The organism is Gulosibacter massiliensis (genome assembly GCF_900626105.1).
In the GTDB taxonomy this organism is placed as follows: Bacteria; Actinomycetota; Actinomycetes; order Actinomycetales; family Microbacteriaceae; genus Gulosibacter; species Gulosibacter sediminis.
Genome location: NZ_UYZX01000001.1, coordinates 1,837,657 through 1,857,031, shown reverse-complemented (window position 1 = coordinate 1,857,031; position 19,375 = coordinate 1,837,657). Strand labels below are relative to the sequence as shown.

At 69.7% G+C, this 19,375-nt stretch carries 18 protein-coding genes; 7 read left to right on the top strand and 11 right to left on the bottom strand.

Annotated elements, in window-relative coordinates; all coding sequences use genetic code 11:
• Positions 1 to 161: 161 nt before the first annotated feature.
• Complete coding sequence (locus EJL01_RS08850; RefSeq protein WP_206427698.1) at positions 162 to 1,601, top strand: MFS transporter; 1,440 nt, start codon at positions 162 to 164, stop codon at positions 1,599 to 1,601.
• A 210-nt stretch (positions 1,602 to 1,811) separates the two neighbouring features.
• Positions 1,812 to 2,411: an RraA family protein gene (locus tag EJL01_RS08845; RefSeq protein ID WP_125107171.1), complete on the top strand. Its 600-nt coding sequence runs from the start codon at positions 1,812 to 1,814 to the stop codon at positions 2,409 to 2,411.
• On the opposite strand, the gene EJL01_RS08840 is transcribed toward EJL01_RS08845, so the two are convergent.
• From EJL01_RS08840 to EJL01_RS08825, 4 genes are all read right to left on the bottom strand, one after another.
• Positions 2,408 to 3,280: a methylenetetrahydrofolate reductase gene (locus EJL01_RS08840; RefSeq protein WP_125107170.1), complete on the bottom strand. Its 873-nt coding sequence runs from the start codon at positions 3,278 to 3,280 to the stop codon at positions 2,408 to 2,410. The genes EJL01_RS08845 and EJL01_RS08840 overlap by 4 nt on opposite strands.
• Before the next feature lie 51 nt (positions 3,281 to 3,331).
• Positions 3,332 to 3,985: a DUF1345 domain-containing protein gene (locus EJL01_RS08835; protein WP_125107169.1), complete on the bottom strand. Its 654-nt coding sequence runs from the start codon at positions 3,983 to 3,985 to the stop codon at positions 3,332 to 3,334.
• A 90-nt stretch (positions 3,986 to 4,075) separates the two neighbouring features.
• Positions 4,076 to 5,788 carry a thiamine pyrophosphate-binding protein gene (locus EJL01_RS08830; protein ID WP_125107168.1) on the bottom strand — a complete coding sequence of 571 codons (1,713 nt, stop codon included), beginning with the start codon at positions 5,786 to 5,788 and terminating at the stop codon, positions 4,076 to 4,078.
• Positions 5,785 to 6,564, bottom strand: coding sequence for a cyclase family protein (locus EJL01_RS08825; RefSeq protein ID WP_125107167.1), 780 nt, complete (start codon positions 6,562 to 6,564; stop codon positions 5,785 to 5,787). The genes EJL01_RS08830 and EJL01_RS08825 overlap by 4 nt, the downstream gene beginning before the upstream one ends.
• An 88-nt stretch (positions 6,565 to 6,652) precedes the next feature.
• On the opposite strand from EJL01_RS08825, the gene EJL01_RS08820 reads away from it, so the two are divergent.
• Positions 6,653 to 7,033 carry a YchJ family protein gene (locus EJL01_RS08820; protein ID WP_206427697.1) on the top strand — a complete coding sequence of 127 codons (381 nt, stop codon included), beginning with the start codon at positions 6,653 to 6,655 and terminating at the stop codon, positions 7,031 to 7,033.
• 18 nt (positions 7,034 to 7,051) lie between these two features.
• Here EJL01_RS08820 and EJL01_RS08815 read toward each other — a convergent pair whose 3' ends face one another.
• The 4 genes from EJL01_RS08815 to EJL01_RS08800 are packed head-to-tail and all read right to left on the bottom strand — an operon-like array spanning position 7,052 to position 12,243.
• Positions 7,052 to 7,876, bottom strand: coding sequence for an energy-coupling factor transporter transmembrane component T family protein (locus EJL01_RS08815; RefSeq protein WP_125107165.1), 825 nt, complete (start codon positions 7,874 to 7,876; stop codon positions 7,052 to 7,054).
• Positions 7,876 to 9,633, bottom strand: a complete 1,758-nt coding sequence (locus tag EJL01_RS08810) for an ABC transporter ATP-binding protein (RefSeq protein ID WP_125107164.1) — start codon at positions 9,631 to 9,633, stop codon at positions 7,876 to 7,878. The genes EJL01_RS08815 and EJL01_RS08810 overlap by 1 nt, the downstream gene beginning before the upstream one ends.
• Positions 9,634 to 9,635: 2 nt before the next feature.
• Entirely contained in the window at positions 9,636 to 10,565 is a 930-nt protein-coding gene (locus EJL01_RS08805; protein WP_125107163.1) for a DUF8171 family membrane protein, read from the bottom strand.
• A 55-nt stretch (positions 10,566 to 10,620) separates the two neighbouring features.
• Positions 10,621 to 12,243 (bottom strand): HAD-IA family hydrolase, encoded by a 1,623-nt coding sequence (locus EJL01_RS08800; RefSeq protein WP_125107162.1) that lies wholly within the window; start codon positions 12,241 to 12,243, stop codon positions 10,621 to 10,623.
• A 135-nt stretch (positions 12,244 to 12,378) separates the two neighbouring features.
• Here EJL01_RS08800 and EJL01_RS08795 point away from each other — a divergent pair, with 135 nt between their 5' ends.
• Positions 12,379 to 13,377 carry a LacI family DNA-binding transcriptional regulator gene (locus EJL01_RS08795; RefSeq protein ID WP_125107161.1) on the top strand — a complete coding sequence of 333 codons (999 nt, stop codon included), beginning with the start codon at positions 12,379 to 12,381 and terminating at the stop codon, positions 13,375 to 13,377.
• A gap of 136 nt (positions 13,378 to 13,513) precedes the next feature.
• Positions 13,514 to 14,275 carry an ABC transporter permease gene (locus EJL01_RS08790; protein WP_241209150.1) on the top strand — a complete coding sequence of 254 codons (762 nt, stop codon included), beginning with the start codon at positions 13,514 to 13,516 and terminating at the stop codon, positions 14,273 to 14,275.
• 152 nt (positions 14,276 to 14,427) lie between these two features.
• Here EJL01_RS08790 and EJL01_RS08785 read toward each other — a convergent pair whose 3' ends face one another.
• The 3 genes from EJL01_RS08785 to EJL01_RS08775 form a co-directional block, all read right to left on the bottom strand.
• Positions 14,428 to 14,817, bottom strand: a complete 390-nt coding sequence (locus EJL01_RS08785) for a barstar family protein (RefSeq protein ID WP_125107160.1) — start codon at positions 14,815 to 14,817, stop codon at positions 14,428 to 14,430.
• 108 nt (positions 14,818 to 14,925) lie between these two features.
• Positions 14,926 to 15,819 (bottom strand): DUF308 domain-containing protein, encoded by an 894-nt coding sequence (locus EJL01_RS08780; protein WP_125107159.1) that lies wholly within the window; start codon positions 15,817 to 15,819, stop codon positions 14,926 to 14,928.
• Between the two features lie 169 nt (positions 15,820 to 15,988).
• The gene (locus EJL01_RS08775; RefSeq protein WP_125107158.1) at positions 15,989 to 17,020 is read right to left on the bottom strand and encodes a DUF2382 domain-containing protein; all 1,032 of its coding nucleotides are present in this window, start codon (positions 17,018 to 17,020) and stop codon (positions 15,989 to 15,991) included.
• A 350-nt stretch (positions 17,021 to 17,370) separates the two neighbouring features.
• Here EJL01_RS08775 and EJL01_RS08765 point away from each other — a divergent pair, with 350 nt between their 5' ends.
• Positions 17,371 to 18,141 (top strand): EamA family transporter, encoded by a 771-nt coding sequence (locus EJL01_RS08765; RefSeq protein ID WP_241209149.1) that lies wholly within the window; start codon positions 17,371 to 17,373, stop codon positions 18,139 to 18,141.
• 114 nt (positions 18,142 to 18,255) lie between these two features.
• Positions 18,256 to 19,254 (top strand): alpha/beta hydrolase, encoded by a 999-nt coding sequence (locus EJL01_RS08760; RefSeq protein WP_125107157.1) that lies wholly within the window; start codon positions 18,256 to 18,258, stop codon positions 19,252 to 19,254.
• Positions 19,255 to 19,375: the final 121 nt, after the last annotated feature.

Below are 19,375 nucleotides of genomic sequence, written 5' to 3'. Positions count from 1 at the left end.
CCTGAATCGTCGCCAACTTGACCGACACCGTTCGACTCCTGCACTCCCCGACCCCGCTGAGGCAGGCGGTCGGGCCGCGCCACCGCGTTCGAGGCCTCGCCCCACCAGGGCGGGTACAGCGTTTCCGGCGCGCCGTTCATCGTCAGCTCAGGAGCACATTCGTGTCACACGACACCTCGACCATCAACACCGGCGCCACGCCCGCCGCATCCGGCGCGAAGCAGAACAAGCCCTGGCAGGTCATCGTCGCGAGCCTCGTCGGCACGTCGATCGAGTTCTACGACTTCTACATCTACGCCACCGCGGCTTCGCTCGTCTTCCCCATTCTCTTTTTCCCAAGCGCCGACCCGATTACGGCCCTGCTCTCGTCGTTCGCCGTCTTCGGCGTCGCGTTCATCGCGCGCCCCTTCGGCTCGATCCTCTTCGGCCACTTCGGCGACCGCATCGGCCGCAAGGGCACGCTCGTCGGCACGCTGCTCGTGATGGGCATCGCGACATTCCTCATCGGCTGCCTGCCGACCGCGGCGAATGCCGACGGCTCGATCAACACGAACATGACCGTGCTCGCGCCGGCGCTGCTCGTACTGCTGCGCTTCTGCCAGGGCCTCGGCCTCGGCGGCGAGTGGTCGGGCGCCGCCCTCCTCGCCACCGAGAACGCCCCCGCGAACAAGCGCGCCATCTACGGCACGTTCCCACAGCTCGGCGCGCCAATCGGCTTCATCATCGGCAACCTGCTGTTCGTACTGCTCAACTTCACCCTCACCGAGGAGCAGTTCCTCACGTGGGGCTGGCGCCTGCCGTTCCTCGTGTCGGCCGTGCTCGTCATCATCGGCCTTTGGGTGCGCATCCAGCTCACCGAGACGCCCGCGTTCCAGAAGGTCGTGCGTGAGGATCACATCGTCAAGGCCCCGCTCGTCGAGGTCTTCCGCAAGTCGTGGCGCTCGATCATCCTCGGCACCTTCGTGATGCTCGCCACCTACGTGCTCTTCTACATGATGACCTCGTTCATGCTCACGTATGGCTCGACGCCGACGACCGACCAGGCCGCCGCGACCGCAGCCGACTCGGGCACGGCGTTCGACGCCGCGACGCACATCGGCGGCCTCGGCTACCCGAAGACCGACTTCTTGCTCATGCTCATTGTCGCCGTCGTGTTCTTCGGCATCTTCACGCTCGTCTCGGGTCCGCTCGCCGAGAAGTTCGGCCGCCGCAAGATGCTGCTCTCGGTCACGGCGCTGATCTTCATCTTTGCCTTTGTGATGACCCCGCTGCTCGGCCTCGGCCACACGGGCGTACAGGCGCAGCTCATCATCGGCATGGCGCTCATGGGCCTCACCTTCGGCCCGATGGGCGCGGTGCTGCCCGAGTACTTCCCCGCGAACACTCGCTACACCGGCTCGGCGATTGCGTACAACCTCTCGTCGGTACTCGGCGCGGGCATCGCCCCGACCGTGTTCGTCGCGCTCTGGAGCGCGGGCGACGGCTCGCCGTTCTGGGTCGGCGTCTACCTCGCCGGCGCGGCCCTGCTCACCTTCGTCGCGCTGCTGTTCTCGAAGGAAACGAAGCACAACGACTACACGAATGAGTCGGTCGCGGCCTAGCGTCGCGGAACAAAGAATCCCCGGTTCGGTGGGCCGGATGCGCGCAGGCGCATCCGGCCCGGCCGACCGGGGATTTTTGCTCACGTCGACGGATGCTCGGGCCGGCACGCCAGCGCAACTCACGCATCCGCCTCGCGCCGCCAAACAATCTCTGATTAGAGTGAATTGCATCGCGGGCGTCACCGAGGTCGCTTGCGGAAGGGATGCGCCATGACCGAACTGCCGGACTCCGAGATCCGCCGCCGCCTCACCGCCCTCGCGCCGAGCCAACTCAGCGACGCAATGGGCCGCCTCAACGTTGTCGACAGCGGCATCGCGCCGATGTGGCCGTCAGCCGGTTTCGTCGGCCGCGCCGTCACCGCCTACGTTGCGCCCGGCGACAACAAGGTGCTGCACGAGCTCGTGCCCGACCTCACCGAGGGCGACGTCGTCGTTGTGAACGGCAGCGGCGTCACGAATCGGGCGCTGCTCGGCGGCATCATCGCCGAGCGGATGCAGCGCCACGGCGCCGTCGCCGTCGTGCTCGACGGAGCGATCCGCGACGCCCTCGAATTCGAGGAGATCGGCCTGCCCGCCTACGCCCGCGCGGTCTCCCCCGCCGGCCCGTACCGCAACGGACCCGGCCGCCTGCACGAGGCGGTCGCGATCGGCAACGTCGTCGTGCATCCGGGCGACTGGCTCGTCGGCGACCGCGACGGCATCGCCGTGGTGCCGCAGGGCGAGATCGCCGAGGTGCTCGCCGGCGCCGAGGCGAAACGCGAGTCGGAGGAAAAGCAGCTCAGCAAACTCCGCGCGGGCGACCTCGACTAGCTCGTCGATCCGCCGGGCGCCGCGACGAAGTCCCGCGCCCACGCAGCCGTCGCCTCGAGCCCGCCGAAGGTGTAGAGGTGCATGGCCACCGCGCCGAACCCGCCGTCGCGAGCCACCGCATCCTGCAGCGCGCGGATGAACGTGTCGGGCCCCGCGGTGCCCATCAGGTTCGCGAGCGAGAAACCGTACTTGCGCACGATGCCCGCGCTCGAGGCGACACCGAAGCGACTCGCGTAGCGCAGCAGCCGCTTCACGCCCGCCGGGCCTGGAGCGCCGACGCGAATGGGCCCGTCGTACCCCCGCAACCGCACCTCGCCGATCCAGCGCGCCACCGCATCCACGTCAAAACCGAACTGCGTGACAATCACCGACTCGAGCCCCTGCACCCGCAGCTCGCCCAGCTTCTCGTCGAGGGAGGCCCAGAGCACGTCGGTCGGGATGCTCGGGTGCCCCTCCGGGTACCCCGCGATTCCCACCTCGCGCACGCCGTAGTCCGCGAGCCGCACCGCGCGGATGAGCGACGCCGCGTCGGCGAACAGCCCCTCGGGCTGCGCGGGGTCACCCGCGATGAGGAACAGGTGCTCCGAGACGCTCGCCGCCTGCAGCTGCTTGAGGATGCTCGTGAACGCCTCGAGCGAGCGGATGCGCCGGGCCGCGAGGTGCGGCACCGGCACGAACCCGGCGTCGCGCACCGCCCGCGCGGCAGCCACCGTCGTCGCCGGCTCCTCGTTGCTAAGGAACGTCACGTTGATGCGAGTGCCCGCCGGAATCAACCTCGCCGCCGCGGGAATCGCGTCAACGTCGCGGCTCGTGATCTCGAGCGAGAAGTCGCGCATAAGGGCGGGTTCGCGGGCAGCCGGTGGCGTCATGATCCCCAATTCTCCCCTGGCGCGCGGTCACCCGCGACGTCGAGCGCCCCGCTACCCACCAATCCCGAGCACCCCGGCGACGAGATTAATCGCCACCGCGAGAATCACCATCCCGAACAGGAATGACACCGCCGCGTGCCGCAGCAGAATCTTGCGGATGCGCGTGTCGTTGAGCTCGGGGTCGGTCGAGCCGTAGGTCATGCCGACGGCGTAGCTGAGGTACAGAAAGTCGGCGAAGCACGGCGGCGACTTCGAGTGAAAGTCGATGCCGCCGTTGTCGTCGCGGTAGTACTCGTACGCATAGTGCACGGCATAGGTCTGGTGGATGCACGCCCACGCGCCGAAGACGCCGACGAGCGTGAGCAGCGCCCCGAGCGCCGTATTGCCGCTCTGCTGCACGATGAGCACGCTCACCACCGCGAGCGCGGCGACGATCGCGACGAGCACCTCGTCGAAGATCGGGCTGAGATCCTCACGACCGACGTTGCGTTCGGTCGCCGCCGCATCCATCGGCCAGAGCGTCAGCATCGACAGCGTGACGAACACGAGTTCGGCCACGCTGATGCCCACCAGCGTGGCAACGTAGCCGTCGAGCCAGACGCCGGCGAGCAGCGCCGCGGCCACGCCGAGCACCGTCGCCGCCACGAGCTGCGCCCACGTCGGCCTCAGTAGCCGCGGCGTGTAGCCGGTCTCGCTCCCCGTCATGTCATCAATCTAGCGGCGCGCTGCACCACAGGGCGTGCGCGCGGCACCGTGTCGCGCCCGGCGGGCCAAGCGCGCCGCTGCCGCATCGCCTCAGTGGCCGAATGCCTCCGCGAGCCACCACGACCCACCGTCCGACGCGATCCGCGCGTCGATGACGATCGGCCCGTCGCCCGACTCGAGCCACGCGCGCACCGGCTCAAGGTCGTCAACCGACCGCACCGTGACACCCACGGCCCCGAAGCCGCGCGCGATCGACGCGATGTCGACGCGCGGAAAGGTGACCGTGCCGAAGTCGGGCGGCACCGCATCCCCACCGAAGTGGTGCACCTCGGCGCCGTACGCGTCGTCGTTGTAGGCGATGACGACGAGGGGCAGCCCGAGCCGCACCGCGGTCTCGAGCTCGGCGATCGCCATGAGCAGCCCGCCGTCGCCGACGCCGAGCACCGGCAGCCGCTCGGGCTGCGCGAGCGCCGCGCCGATCGCCGTCGCGAGCCCGAGCCCGATCGACTGAAACGCCTGCGTGAAACAGAAACCGTACTCATCGGGCACCCGCAAGTAGCTCGACGGGTACCCCATGAAGTTGCCCGAGTCGATCGACACGACGCGCTCGGCGGGCAGGATGCGGTCGAGCGCGTCGGTGAGGATGCGCGGGTCGATACGCCGCTCGCCATCGTCGCCGATGACCGAAAGATCCCCGGGCACGTGCACGTCGGTGAGCCCGGGCTCGCCGTACGGCACGTCGTTCCAGCGCGCCTCGGCGGCGATGGCCTCGGCAACCTCGGCCGTGCGATACCGCTCCCCCGCGCCCGAGCGCGCGAGTTCGTCGGCGACTGCGCGGGCCGTGAGCGCCGCATCCCCCACCACGCCGAGGTCGATCGGCCGCTGCGCCCCGAGCGCGAGTGGCTCGAGATCAACTTGCGCGACACGGGTGTCGTCGCCGATGAGTCGGCCGTGGCGCATCGTCCACATGTTCAGGGCGCAGCCGAACGACACGATGAGGTCGGCATCGGCAATGAGCTCAGCGACAAGCGGCGACGAGAAGCCGCCCGAGATGCCGAGCGAGAATTCGTCGCCCTCGAACAGCCCGTTCGCGACGGCCGAGGTGGCGAGCAGCGCACCCGCGACGCGGCCGAGCTCGCGCAGCTCGCGGCCGGCGCCCCGGGCGCCGCGCCCGGCGACGAACACGGGCCGCTCGGCCTGTCGAATCAGGTCGGCGAGCGCCCGCACCGAGGCATCGGATGCGCGGGGCGGCACGGGCCGCGGCGGCGCGGCAAGCGTCTCGAGCGCACGGATGCTCGCCTCGGGCGCCGGCGCATCCTGCACATTGATCGGCAGGTTGAGCACGACGGTGCGGCGCTCGTCGCGCGCGAGCCGAAACGCATGCACGACGTCGCCGAGCGCGCTCGCCGGCGAGTTGACGCGCTGCGGGCTCGCGAGCACGGCCGTGGCGAGGCCCGACTGGTCGATCGAGAAGTTCGTCGGCACGGGCGCGGGCGCCGACTCGGCCGCGAGCACGACGACGGGCGTGCGGCTCTTTGCCGCCTCGCCGATACCGGTCATCGCATTCGTGAGCCCGCAGCCCTGGTGCAGCGACACGAGCGCGACGGTGTCGCTCATGCGCGCGTAGGCGTCGGCCATCGTGGCCGCGCCGCCCTCGTGCCGCGTCGCGGTGAACTCGACCCCAGCACCGCGCAGCGCGTTCGTCACCGCGAAGTTGCCCGAGCCGACGACGCCGAAGCAGTGCCGGGCGCCGAGCTTCGCGAGCGCGCGGCCGACGAGCTCGGCGACGGTGAGGCCGCTCATGCCTGGGTTTCGACGAGCGCGAAGACGCGGCTCGGGCTACCGGTGCCGCCGACGATCGGCAGCGGCGCGACGACGAGCACGGCGCCGCTGGCCGGCAGCTCCGCGAGTCGCTGCAGCGAGGTGATGCCGTACTTGTCGGCGCCGAGCAGGTGGTAATGCATCGGGAACGGCGGGTCGAGCTCGGCGCCGCGGCCCCAGTCGATGCCGACGGTCTCAACGCCGACGCCCGAGATCTCGGGGCGCGCGGCGAGCCATGCGGCAAGCTCGGCGGTCGCGCCGGGCGTGTGCGAGCCGGTCTCGTCGGCGTTGAGGAACGCCTCCTGGCTGTCGGAGTACTGATCCCAGCCGGTGCGCAGCAGCAGCCAGGTATTCGGCTCGAACGCGCCATGCTCGGCCTCCCAGCGCTCGACGTGCTCGACGTCGATGAGGAAGTCGGCGTCAGCTGCCGCCTCGGCCGAGAAGTCGAGCACCACCGCGGGGCCAACGAGTCGCTCGGGCGGCAGCTGCGACACGTCGTGCCCCTCGCGGCCGCTCACCCAGTGCACGGGTGCGTCGATGTGGGTGCCGATGTGCTCACCCGTGTGGATGTTCGCGTGCTTCCAGAATGGCCCGGGCTCGTTGTATTCGCTCACGGTTTCGAGCGAGAAGTCGATGAGGTTCGCGAACGGCTCGGGCAGGCGCAGTGTCGGCGTCGAGGCCTCGAGGCGGTTTGTGAGGTCAACGATGCGAACGGAGCCGCTCGCGAGGGCGGCAACGAGGTCGGGCAGCAGCGCCATGGGGAGTCCTCTTCCTTGGGGAACCTGGGGCCGCCGAGTGCGCGCCCCACACCTGCCAGGCTAATCGAGCGCGGCTACGCTGGTGGGTGTGCTTGCCAACGACACTCGCTGCCCGTGCGGAACCGGTCTGACCTACGGCGAATGCTGCGGCCGATTCCACGCCGGCCAGCCCGCCCCGAGCGCCGAGGCCCTCATGCGCTCGCGCTTTACCGCCTTCGTCACCGGCGACGCCGACTACCTGCGCTCGACCTGGCATCCGAGCCGCCGCCCCGAACGACTCGACCTCGACAGCGACCTCGTGTGGCAGCGCCTCGAGGTGCTCGGCACCACGGGCACGCCGTTCGACGCGACCGCGACGGTCGAGTTCATCGCGCACTTCAGGGATGCGGATGAGCGCGGCACGCTGCACGAAAACAGCGAGTTTGTGCGCGAGCAGGGCCGCTGGTTCTACGTGCGCGCGCTGTCGTAGCGCCGCCGCGCGACCGGCCTAGCGGTACACGGGCCAGGCGGAGCCCGCGACGAACGCGCCCACGACCGCGAGCACCGTCAGCGCGATCACCCAGACGTCGAGCGGTCGAATCTGCAGCTTGTCCATGCGGATCTGGCGCCCTCGCGCATCCGAGCCGGCCCGCGTGAAGCCGCGGGTCTCGAGCGCCTCGACGGTGGTGCGCACCGACTTCGCGGTATTGAGGAAGATCGGGTAGAACGACAGCACCGCGAGCTGCGCCCACTGCGCGCCCACTCGCCAGGCGAGAAACCCGCGCTTCTCGGGCGGCGCCGTGCGCAGCCGGTACCCCTCGAACACCGTGCTGAACTCCTCGATAAGAATCGGGAGCATGCGGTAGCCATAGCTGACACCGAACGCGAGCATCTGCGGCGCGCGGAACGCGAGCAGCGCATCCGAGAGCTTCTCCGGGTCGAGCGACACGAACGCCGCCATGCTCGCGAGCGAAACGACCCCGAGCTTGAGGTGCAGCGCGGCGAGCGCGATGAGCGTCTCGAGATTGCCGCCGAACAGCCACGCGGCGACCGCCATATAGATGACCTCGGCGCCGAGCCCGAGCACGAACAACCCGAGAATGAGCGGCCCGACGCGCGCGAGGAAGATCGAGACGGCGCCGATGACGAAGAGCCCTGCGAGCACTGTGATGTTGTGGGTGAACCAGGGCACGAGCGCGAGCAGGATGTACCAGATCACCACCGCGCGCGGATCCATCGCCGCGAACAGGCCGCCGCGGGTGGCGTAGGCGGTGCGAATGAGTTCGAGCTTGACCCACTCGACCGACAGGACGTCGTGATGTGCGCGTGCCATCAGTGCGTCTCCTCCAAGTTGTTGAGCGCTGCGCCGACCACCGCGACCAGCTCGCCCACCGACAGCGGCACCGGGTCGAGCCCGAGCTCGCGGCCGAGCACGGAGATCTGCGGCGGCCGCAGGCGCACCTGGTCGAGCAGCGCCGCGTCGGTGAACAGCTCGCGCGGGGTGACGTCGGCGAGGATGCGCCCGCCCTCGAGCACGAGCACGCGGTTCGCCCACTCGGCGACGAGCTGCATGTCGTGCGTGGCGACGACAGTGCACTCGATGGTGTCGGCGAGCTCGGCGAGCATCGTCGTCACGTCGTCGCGGCTCTGGGTGTCGAGGCTCGACGTGGGTTCGTCGAGCAGCAGCAGCTTCGGCCGCATCGCGAGGCCGATCGCGAGGGTCGCGCGGCGTTGCTGGCCGCCCGACAAGGTGCGGCCGTCGCGCTCGGCGATCGGCGTCAGCGCGACCCGCTCGAGCACGCGCTGCACGATCTGGTCGGTGTCGGGCACCTTCCGCGAGCGCGGGAACAGGGCGACGTCGTCGCGCACCGAGCCCTTAAGAAACATGAGCTGCGGATGCTGATAGAGGTAGGCGGCGGTGTTCGCCATCTTGCGCGCCGAGACCGATCTCGTGCTCGTGCCGTCGATGACCACCTCGCCCTCGCGGGCGACGATGATGCCAGCGAGGAGCTTGAGCAGCGTCGACTTGCCCGCACCGTTACCGCCGACGAGCGCGATCCGCTCGCCGCTGCGCAGCGTCGTGTCGAGGCCCTGCAGCACCGGCGTGATGTTGCCGCCGACGCTCTTGTAGCCGTGCGTCACGTTCTCGACCTGGGCCACGATCGGGGCGGGGTCACTGGCCGCGGCCTCCTCGGCCAGACCAGGATGCGCGCCAAGCCGCTCTGCGGCCTCGGCACGGTCCTCGGCCACCGCATCCGTGCGAACGGGATGCGCTCCCAGCAACACCGCCGCCTCGGCCGGGGTGCGCGGCGCGGCATCCAAGCCGAGCCCGCGCACCGCCTGCACCGCCTGCGGGGCCGGGATGCCGTGCTGCTCGAGCTCGTCCGTGCGACGCAGCGCATCCTCGATCGGCAGGTGCCAGACCGGGCTGCCGTGCGCCATGAGCACGACCGACTTGGCGTACTTCGCGACGAACTCGGCGTGGTGCTCGATCGTGATCACGGTGACGCCGTGCTCGCGGTTGAGCTCGGCGAGGCGCTCATAGATCTCCTCGGCGCGCGCCGGGTCGAGCTCGGCGACGGGCTCGTCGACGATGATCACCTCGGGCCGCAGCGCAAGCGCCCCCGCGAGCGCGGTGAGGTGCGCCTGGCCGCCTGAGAGCTGCCAGATATAGCGGTCGTCGAGGTGCGCGATGCCGAGGCTGTCGAGCGCCGCATCCGTGTCTTCGACGTGCGAGTCGCGACCGAAGTTGATCGGGCCGAACGCGACGTCGTCGCGCACGGTCGGCCGCACGAGCTGGTTCTGGAAGTCCTGGTAGACGTAGCCGACGCGGGTTGAGAGCTCGGCGACGCTCGAGGTGTACGTGTCGACCCCATCCACCGTCACCGAGCCGGCAAAGTCGCCCGACCAGTAGTGCGGAATCAGACCGTTGATGCTCTTGCAGAGCGTGGTCTTGGCCGCTCCGTTGCCCCCGACCACGGCAACGAAGTCGCCGCGTTCGATGGTGAGGTTGACGTTACGCAGCACGTCGGCCTCGGCGCCGGGATACCGGAAGGACAGGTTCTCAATGACGATGATGGGGTCGGCCACAATTAGCGCTTTCGGTTCTTCTGGGAGCGGCGGAACAGCAGGATGGCGACGACGAGCATGACGGCGATGACGCCGACGCTCACCCACAGGAAGCCGGGGCCGTACTGGTCGAGCAGCTCGGTGTCGACGGCGCCGACCGAGAGGTCCCACGCCTCGAGGAACGCGAAGAAGAACGAGGCGATCGAGAGCAGCAGGGCGACGACGACGAACCAGCCGACGTGCTGCACCGAGCCGGGGATGCGCTCGCCCGGCACGCGCGGGCGCAGGCCGAGCAGCGGCTCGATCTTGCCGTAGAGGGCGGGGATGAGCCACATGGCGGGGATCGCGCCGAAGAGGATGCCGCTGATGAGCACGTCGACGCCGAGGCCGATGCCCTCGATCGCGAGGATCGACTCGGGCAGGCCCTCGACGAATTCCGGGTCCTCGAGCCCGACCCAGACCTTCGAGAGGTCGACGATGGCCGAGAGCACCTTGTCGATGAGCACGACGGTGATCGCGCCGATCCAGATCTGCACGCGCGAGTTCGCGTTGCGAATCAGCATGCCGCCGACGTAGAGGGCGAGGAACATCTGCAGGAAGCCCTCGACCTCGGCGAGGCCCGAGAAGTCGCCCATGAGCAGGTCGGTGAAGACGATCTCGCCGAGCGGTGCGCCGAGCGCGGCCCAGAACGGGTTGAACAGCGCCACCATGGTGAGCGGCACGAAGATGAAGCTGCTCACCGAGACGTCGATCGGTCCGATCGAGACGTCGGGAATTACTTCGAGGATGATGTTCGCGAGGCCGTTCAGCGCCATCGCGAGCACAAACACCATGAGTTTCTGCGGCATGGTCATCTCGCCGCCGGGGGCACCGCTGCCTCGCAGGGCGCCGGCGCGGCGGTAGTCGGAGGGCTCGGCGGTCGAAGTCGTGGTGGGTTGTCGGGTGTCAGTCACGGGGGTGCTCCTTGTGTCGGGGTTCACGCAGCGTCGGCTTGTTGGCGGGGTGGGGTTACGACACCGCGGCGTCGACGACGTCGCGGCTCGGGGTCAGCAGGTCAATGAGGTCGGCGGCGGAGTCGATGGCGTCGGTGGCGATGCCCTCGGCGACGGCGGCGTCGATTTCGGCGTCGCCGGTCGACCCGCCGCGCACGAGCACGCGGCGGGCGATGCCCGCGGTGAGCGCACCGGCGGCGTCGTTGCGCGGCTTGTCGCCGAGGAACCAGGTGCGAGCGGGGTCGGCGTCGGCGACGAGCAGCGCCTCGCGCACGATGCGCGCATGCGGCTTGCGGAACCCGACCTCGTCAGAACACACGTAGGCGGCGATGAGGTGGTCAATGCCCTGGGCGGCGCACTCGGCGCGCACGGCCCGGCCGTTGATCGTGTTCGACACCACGACGACGGGCATCGCCTCGCGCTCGGCGTGCTCGAGCAGCTCGCGGATGCCGGGGCGCGGCGTGCGCTTGCTCTTCGCGGTGCCGAAGCGGAACATCAGATCGTGTGCCTCGGCCTCGAGCAGCGCCCGGGCTCGCGGGCCGAGGTCGCCGCCGACGAGGTCGCGCCAGAAGCGCGCGGCGCCGATCTCGTGGCAGCCGTCGGGGCGCTCGCGCTCGGTCACCTTGAACTCGCGGTAGCGCGCCACGCCGTCCGCGACGAGCGCGCGAGCGCGGGCGCGGTCCACGCGCTCGTCCTCGCCGTCGAGCAGCGCGGCGAGCGAGTCGCAGAACTCATCGAGCAGCGTGTCGTCGGGCGTCGAGGTCGAGATGACCCCGCCGTGGTCGAGCAGCAGGGCAGCCTGCCGGCCCGCGAGGGCCGCGTCGCTCGTCGCCGTCGCGGGCGAGGCCGGCGCGGGGTCGGCCGCCGCCCGCAGCGTCTCGAGCAGCCCCTCGGGGGTCGGGAACACCGCATCCGCCACCTCGGCCACGCCGAACGGCGGCTGGTCGGTGTGCTTGCTCACCGTGAGCACCACCGCGCCGACGCTCGCGCGGCGGCCGGCCACGACATCCCGGTCTTGCGTGTCACCGACGTACCAGGCGTCGGCGGGCGAGACGCCGAGCGCCGCCGACGCGAGCTCGATCATGCGCGGGTGCGGCTTGCGCATCCCAACCTCGTCGCTGTACACCTGCACCGAGAAGAACGAGGCGAGGCCGTGCTTCGCGAGCAGGCGGCGGTGGCTGCGCCCGGAGTGCGCGTTGCTCACGATGCCGAGTGGAATGCCGCGGCGCACCGCCTCGTCGAGCAGTTCGGGGATGCCCGGGCGCACGACATGGTCGGAGATCGTCGTGTTCTGCTCCTCGAGCAGCGCGCCGGCCTCGGCGACGAGCAGGGCGCGGATGGGCTCGGGCAGCTCGGCCGCGAGGAAGTCGCCGACGACCTCGCGGTGCGTCATCTCGCGCGGCTCGAGGCGGCGGCTCGACGCGTGCTTCCAGTGGCGCAGCGCGGTGAGCCCCGAGTCGAGCGAGGTGCGCACCTCGGCCTGCTCGATGCGGTGCCCGGCTCGCGCGGCACGCGCCACGATCGACGCGGCCAGCTCGTCTCGACCGGTGGGTCGCTTCACCGTTTCGAAGATGACGCCGCCGAAGTCGAGCAGCAGGGCGCGGGGCGCGTAAAGCAGTGGGGATGCGGTGGTCGGCACGAGTGGGTCTCTTTCTGTCGCGTTCGCAACGACCGTACGAAGGGCCCGTGTACGGCTTGGCACCGCTATGTGAACGGTTGTGGAACGCTCCAATTGGAAATCCCTGGAACGCTCCAACGCTGCTAGAACAGAGCCATGGGAGCAAAGAGCCACCGCGCGCCGACCCTCAACGACGTCGCCGCCGAGGCGGGCGTATCGAAGTCGCTCGTGTCGCTCGCCGTGCGCGGCGACGTGGGCGTGCGGCCCGAGACGCGCACGCGCATTCTCGACGTCGCCGACCGGCTCGGGTACCACTCGAACCCGTGGGCGCGCTCGCTCGTGCGCGGCCGCAGCCAGATGATCGGCGTGCTGCTCGACGACCTGCGCAGCGGCTACCACACCGACGTCGTGCACGGCATCGAAGACGAGGCCGAGACGAACGGCATGTCAGTTGTCATGGCCGATGCCCGCCGCGACCCGGCGCTGCTGCGCACCCGCCTCGAGCGGATGATCGGGCTCGGGCTCGACGGCGTCGTGATCGTCTCGGGTCGGGCCGACAGCGCGACGATCGGCGACTTCGCGCGCCGGGTGCCGCTCGTCGTCGTGGGCCGCCCCGCCGAGCTCTCGCCCGGCATCGGCCAGGTGTCGAACGACGACCGCACCGGCATGCGCCTCGCGGTGCACCACCTCGCGGCCCTCGGGCACCGCCGCATCGTGCACCTGCCCGGCTCGCCGCGCCCGGCGGCCGTCGCCAGGCGCGAGGCCTACCTTGAGGCGATGCACGAACTCGGATTGGAGGACCAGGCGAACGTTGTGCCGGGCATCGAGACGCTGCTCGGCACGCTCGCGAAGGGGTCCGCCGAAGCCCCGACGGCGGTGTGCTGCGCCACCGACCGCATTGCCGTCGAGCTCATCGGCGAGCTCACCGACGCCGGCGTCGAGGTGCCCAGCCGCCTCAGCATCGTCGGCTACGACAACATCGACTTCGCGGCCCGGATGCGGCCGACGCTGACGAGCGTCGACCAGCCGCGCCGCTCGATGGGGTCGCTCGCCCTGCGGCAGCTCACCGACATGCTCGCTGGGGCGGATGCGCGGCACGAGATCGCGACGCCGACCCTCGCGATCCGCCGCTCGACCGCCGCACCGGAGCGCTGACATGACGCAGCGGGATGTGGTGCTTGAGGCACCGGGCCGGGTCGCTCGCGTAGCCCCGCCGCCCCACCGACATGCCCGACGCCGCGCGCGTCGGTAGGGTGTGCCACACTCTCGGGGTGACAACTAGGCGCGCATCGTGACTGGGCAGGAGCTGCTCGGGTGGCTGCCGACCGTCGCCGCGATCGTGCTGCTCGCCGGCATCGCGTTTGGCGGGCTCGCGGCGTTCCGCATCCCGGCGCCGCACGAGGTCATCGTCGCCGTCGCCCGTGCCGCCCTGCAGCTCGCGGCACTGAGCCTCGTGCTGTCGGGCGTCATCACGCATCCGCTCTGGGTTGGCCTCGGGCTCGTCGTGATGTTCGCGGCGGCGGTGTTCACGTCGGCGCGGCGCACCCGCGGCATGGGCGCCCCGATTGCCCTACTCGCGAGTTCGATGGCGCTCGGCCCGTGTGTCGCGATGGCGATCGTGTTCGGCACCGGTGCGCTCGCCTTTGAGCCGCGGTACCTGCTCGCGGTCGGCGGCATCGTCGTCGGCAACACCATGACGATCGCGACGCTGACGCTGCGGCTGCTCGACGCGGGAGCGCGCGATCACTGGGACGAGATCGAGGGCTGGCTCGCCCTCGGCGCGACTCCGCGCCAGGCCTTCGCGCCGATCGCTCGGCCGGCGGTGCGCAACGCGCTCATGCCGTCGATCGACCAGACTCGCACGACCGGGCTCGTCGTGCTGCCGGGCGCCTTCGTCGGCGCGGTGTTCGCGGGCGCCTCGCCGATCGAGGCCGGTACGTTTCAGCTCATCGTGCTCGCGAGCATCCTCGCCTCGGCGGTCATCACCGCGACGCTGCTCGCGTTCCGCCAGTCCCAACTGCGCAAACCGCTGCCGCTCGTCGCCGCGGCGTAGGTGGCACTGTTTGCCGCACTGTGAACGTCTGCGGTCCGCAACGATCTCCGGGCAGGAGATGGGCGAAGACGCTCGCAATCTGTGCACGGGTGCCCTCGCCCGCCTTGTGTCACTTCACCGGGCTGTACCCCGAGGCGGCACGCCTTGCAACGTCAGGCGAGTACGAGCTCGACGTTGTCGTGGCTCGCGAACACCTCGAGCACGAGGTCGAAGTAGGTCGGGCCGCCCGCGGCGCGCAGCCCCGCGAGGTCACGGGTGATCTTCTCGGCGTTGAAGGTGCCGGGTCGCGCGAGCTTCGCCTCGTACCAGGATGCGGTGGTGTCGACGCCGAGGGCGGCGCGGCTAAGTTCGTGGTCGTGCCACGTGACGCGGATGCGGTCGTGCCCGACGGCGTCGCCGATACCGCCGTAGAGGAGGTCGTCGAGCGCGTCCAGGCTCTCGCCGAGCCGCCAGTCTTCGCTCTGCATGAAGCCGCGGTTGAGCTCGTCGTAGAGCGAGGCGATATCGGTGATCACGGTGCCGCGCAGTTCGACCTCAAACATGGGTCGATTCTGGCAGACGGCGGTGGCCTCACCCTCGGACAAACCACGAGGCCCGCGCATCCGGGTGGATGCGCGGGCCTTCACCGCTTCTGCGGCGTTACTACTGAACTACTGAATCGCGACGAACACGGTGTCGGCCGATATGCCGGGGGTCACCCCCAGCACACCGTCAACTGGAGCCGGTACCTCGAATACCTCATTGCCGGTCGTCGACGCACCCTCATAGAGGGTGTTCATCGTGTCGATTGCGTCGGGGGCAACCACGAGGCTGTCGTATGACTCGACGGTGTTGCCGCCAGCCGTGACGTAGTCGAGGCCGACCGAAATCGGGGTCGATCCATCGGCATCGTCACCGGTGTAGGTGATCGTGTAGTTCACGAGGATGTAGACGTTGCCCTCAGCAGGCTCGTCGTTGAACTGATTCTCGGCCAGCACCGCGTCAGTCGCGTCGAGCGTGACCGAGTTGATGGTGACGGTCCAGTCGCGACCCTCGAGCGACGAGCCGAGCGGAAACGGGTTCTCGCGCGTGCCCGCCTCGGCGTCCTCGGCCGGTGCTTCTTCGGCGACGGTCCCGTCCGCCTCATCGGCCGGCGCATCCGGCTCGGCCGAGTCGACCTCGGCGGCCTCGCTCGAGGTCACGTTGACGTTGCTGTTCTCTTCAACCGCGTCACCAATGGCGTTGCCGACGGCCACGAAGAAGACGATGAAGCCGACAATGGTGCCGACGACCGAGATGATGACGGCGCTCACCGCCTGCCACTTCACCTTGCCCTTGAGGAAGATGGCGACGAGGCCAAGGATGAACGCGATGGGCAGCAACACCCAGCCGACGATGAGCGCGCCCGGCATGCAGGCGAAGATGAAGCCGACGATCGCGACGATGAACGCGGCAATGCCGAGCCCGTTCGTGCGCTTCGGCTGCTCGCTCATCGGCGGCTGCCCAGACGCCTGCTGCGGCGCGGGAGGGTAGAGCTGCTGGGGCGGGGTTTGGGAGTTTGACACGGTTACTCCATAGGTAGCGAGGCAGGTTTCGACGCATGTCGTGCCTCACTCCGGAAGTTATGTCGAGCCTCCGACATGACTTCGATGCGCCTGCATCTCCCCCGGCCCGTGGCGCAAAGAACCGCGCGGCGGTGGCGAGTGCGCCACCGCCGCGCGGACTCGCCAGGCGTTAGCGCATCGGGGCGCCGCCGTCGGCGCCGTCGACCGGGCTCACGCTGCCGTCGGGGTTCTCGACGACGATCTCTTCGCGCTGCACCGGCACCTCGACGAGCTTCGTCTCAGTGACGACCCGCTTGCGCAGGCGCAGGTTGCCGCCCGCAGTCTGCTGCGGGGCACCACCCGCGGGAGCCGTTGCGCTGCCCGCCGATTGGGGGTCGGATGCGACGCCCGCGCCAGTCGCGGCATGGCGCCCGGCGGCATTCGGGTCGAGTCGTTCCTCGCCCGCGGCGGCATCCTGGCCGGAGTCAAGCCGCTCCCCAGCGGGCACCGCATTGGCGTTCGAGTTGACGCGTCGGTCGCCAGGCACTGCGTTCGCGTTCGGGTCGGCGCGCCGATCACGAGGCACAGCGTTCGCGTTCGAGTCGAGTGGTTCGGCTCCCGTACCCGGATGCGCGCCCGCCGCGGCGGCAGCTCCCGCGACGCCCACACCCGCTTCGGCACCGCGGCCGTCGTGACGGCCATCACCGCGCTGGAACTCCTGCTCGAGCGCCGCGCGATCCCCGGCCGCGCCGGCATCCCGCTCGTCCTGGCGCGCATTCACGCCGTCGTGGCGAACGTCAGCGTCACGCGCATCCGCGTCGCCCTGGCGGGCATTGGTGTCGCGCGCATCCCGCTCACTGTCGCGCGTATCCGTCCCGGGCACACCGGCGTTGCCGCGCACCGCGTTCGGGTTGTCGATGCCGTAGTAGTGGAAAAGTTCGTTCTCTTGCTCGACCGAGAGCTCGCCGTCGGGGCCGATATTTGGCGCATCCTTAATGAACGACTTCTCGTACGGCACGACGAGTCCGCCGCTATTGAACTGCGCGTTGGCGAGCGGAATGAAGGTCTCGTGGCTGCCGAAGAGACCCGTGTTCACCGTGACCCACGAGGGCTCCTCGGTGCCATCGAATACGTAGACATTATTGACGCCACCGAGCTTGTGCCCGGCGCTGTCGTAGACATCGGCGTTGGCAAGATCGCTAAAGGTGTTTTGGTTCGTCATAGTCAGTTGCCTCCCGACAGGATTGGCGATTGTCGCGAGCACAGGTTTGCTCGCTCGTATCTCTGACTAGCGAACCGGCCTCGGTGGCACATGAGCGCTTGGTGAGAAAGCTGGGCATCCTCACACCGCGCCATCAGCCGCGAGCGCGCAGGTCAACCGCGCAAGACGCCGACTAAGTCGGCGAACTCAGGGTCCTCACCGAGCTCGGCGAGCGCTGCTTCAAGCGCGGCATCATTCAGTGGACGTGCAGCTTCGAGCAGCTTGCGGCCCGCCTCGGTGACGTCGGCATTCGCTCGGTCGTCGCGGCCGAGCTCGCCGGGCCCGAGCGCCGCTCGAAGGCGGTCGCCGTCATGTTCAGCGGTATCGCCCTCGCGAACCTCGCCGGCGTGCCGCTCGGCACCTGGCTCGGCCACGAGCTTGGCTGGCGCGCGACCTTCATGACCATCTCGGTGCTCGGCGTCGTCATGATCGCGGCGCTTGCGGCGCTCATCGGCCTCGGTGTCGTGACGGGCATGATGACGACGTTCTTCCTCGCCGCGGTCGAGCGCATCCCGCTCGGTACCGCCGTCGCGATCGAGTTCCTCGGGCCGCTCATGGTGGCCGGGCTCATGAGTAAGCAGCGCAATTCGCTCATATGGCCGGCGCTCGCGCTCGTCGGCGTCGTGCTGCTGACCGAGCCGTGGCGCGGTCACATTGACCTCGTCGGCGTCGCCTTCGCCGTCACGGCGGGCGTCTGCTGGGGGCTGTACAACGTGCTCACGCAACACGTCGGCGACCGCTTCGCGGGCATCAGCGGCCTCTCGCTCACGATTCCGGTCGCGGCGCTCGCCACCCTGCCGGTCGGCCTGCCGCAGGTGATCGGCGGCGAGTTCACCTGGTGGCTCCTGCCCGTCACTGCCGGCATCGCCCTCATCACGCCGGTGATCGCGTTCGGGCTCGAGATGCTCGCCCTGCGCTGCATGACCCACACCGCCTTAGGCACGCTGCTCTCAATCGAACCCGCCTTCGGCATCCTCATCGGCGTGGTCGTGCTCGCGCAGCAGCCCACGCTGATGCAGCTTGTGGGCGTCACGATCGTGATTGTCGCGGGGCCGCGGCGCAGCGTGGCGGGCGCCGCGTGATCGAGCCCGCGCCGGCCGTCACGTCACCGCAACCAACGGATGCGTAGGGTCGCCCGAGGTGCCCCGGCACGTTCCCACGCATGACCGGTTCGGCGCTGTCGTAGGCTGAATCGCATGGCTAGCGAGTGGCGTCCCGATGTGCTCGGTGCCCCGTTCGAGCAGCTCACGCTGACGCTCGCGCCCGACGACGAAGGCGAAGTCGAGGCGACGCTCGTGCGGCTGCTGCCGCCGAAGCGTCGATGGTGGGCGCCACGCGAACCCCTTGATGATGTCGACGTGCTCTATGTGCACGGCTGGTCGGACTATTTCTTTCAGCGCCGACTCGCCCGCTATTGGGCCGACCGCGGGGCGCGATTCTTCGCCCTCGACTTGCGCAAGTATGGCCGCAGCCTGCGCGAGCACCAGACCCCGGGCTACATCACCGATCTCGCCGCCTACGACGAAGACCTCGCCGCCGCGCTCGCCGCGATGGGCTGGTCGGTGTACGAGCCCCGTACCGACCGCCGCCTCGTACTCATCGGCCATTCAACGGGTGGCCTCACCCTGAGCCTCTGGGCCGCGCGCCACCCGGGCGTCGCGTCGGCGCTCATCCTCAACAGCCCCTGGCTCGAGTTTCAGCTCAGCGGCATCACGCGCGGCGTGATCTCGCCCGTGCTCGATCTGCAGTCGCGGGTCCGCCCGCTCAGCACCTCGCCTCAGGTCGACTTCGGCTTCTACTCGCGCGCCCAGGCGGAGGTCGCCGACCCCGACGACCTCATGGATGTGTATCTCCCCTGGCGCCCCGCGCAGACGATGCCGGTGCACACGGGCTGGCTCCACGCGATTTTGAGCGCTCACGCGCAAGTCGCGAAGGGGCTCGGTATCGCCGCGCCGATCTGCGTGTTGCTCTCGCAGCGCTCCGCCGTGCCCGCCCGCTGGTCGGAGGACCTCACTCGCGCCGACACGGTGCTCGTCGTCGACGACATCGCGCGCGCCTCACTCAAGCTCGGGTCATCGGTCACCGTCGAGCGCATCGACGGTGCGCTCCACGACGTCTTTCTCTCGAGGCGTGAGGCACGCAATGAGGCGTATGCCCGCCTCGACCGATGGGTGACGGGATGCCTCGCCCGCTAGACGCTGCGCCGCCGAAAGGCGCGCGAAGGGCAAGGAACACCTCTCAAGATGAATCTCCGCTGCGACTCAGCCGGGGTTCGCGTCGGCGCGGTCGCGGGCCGCTGAAGTTCGATTCGCGCCG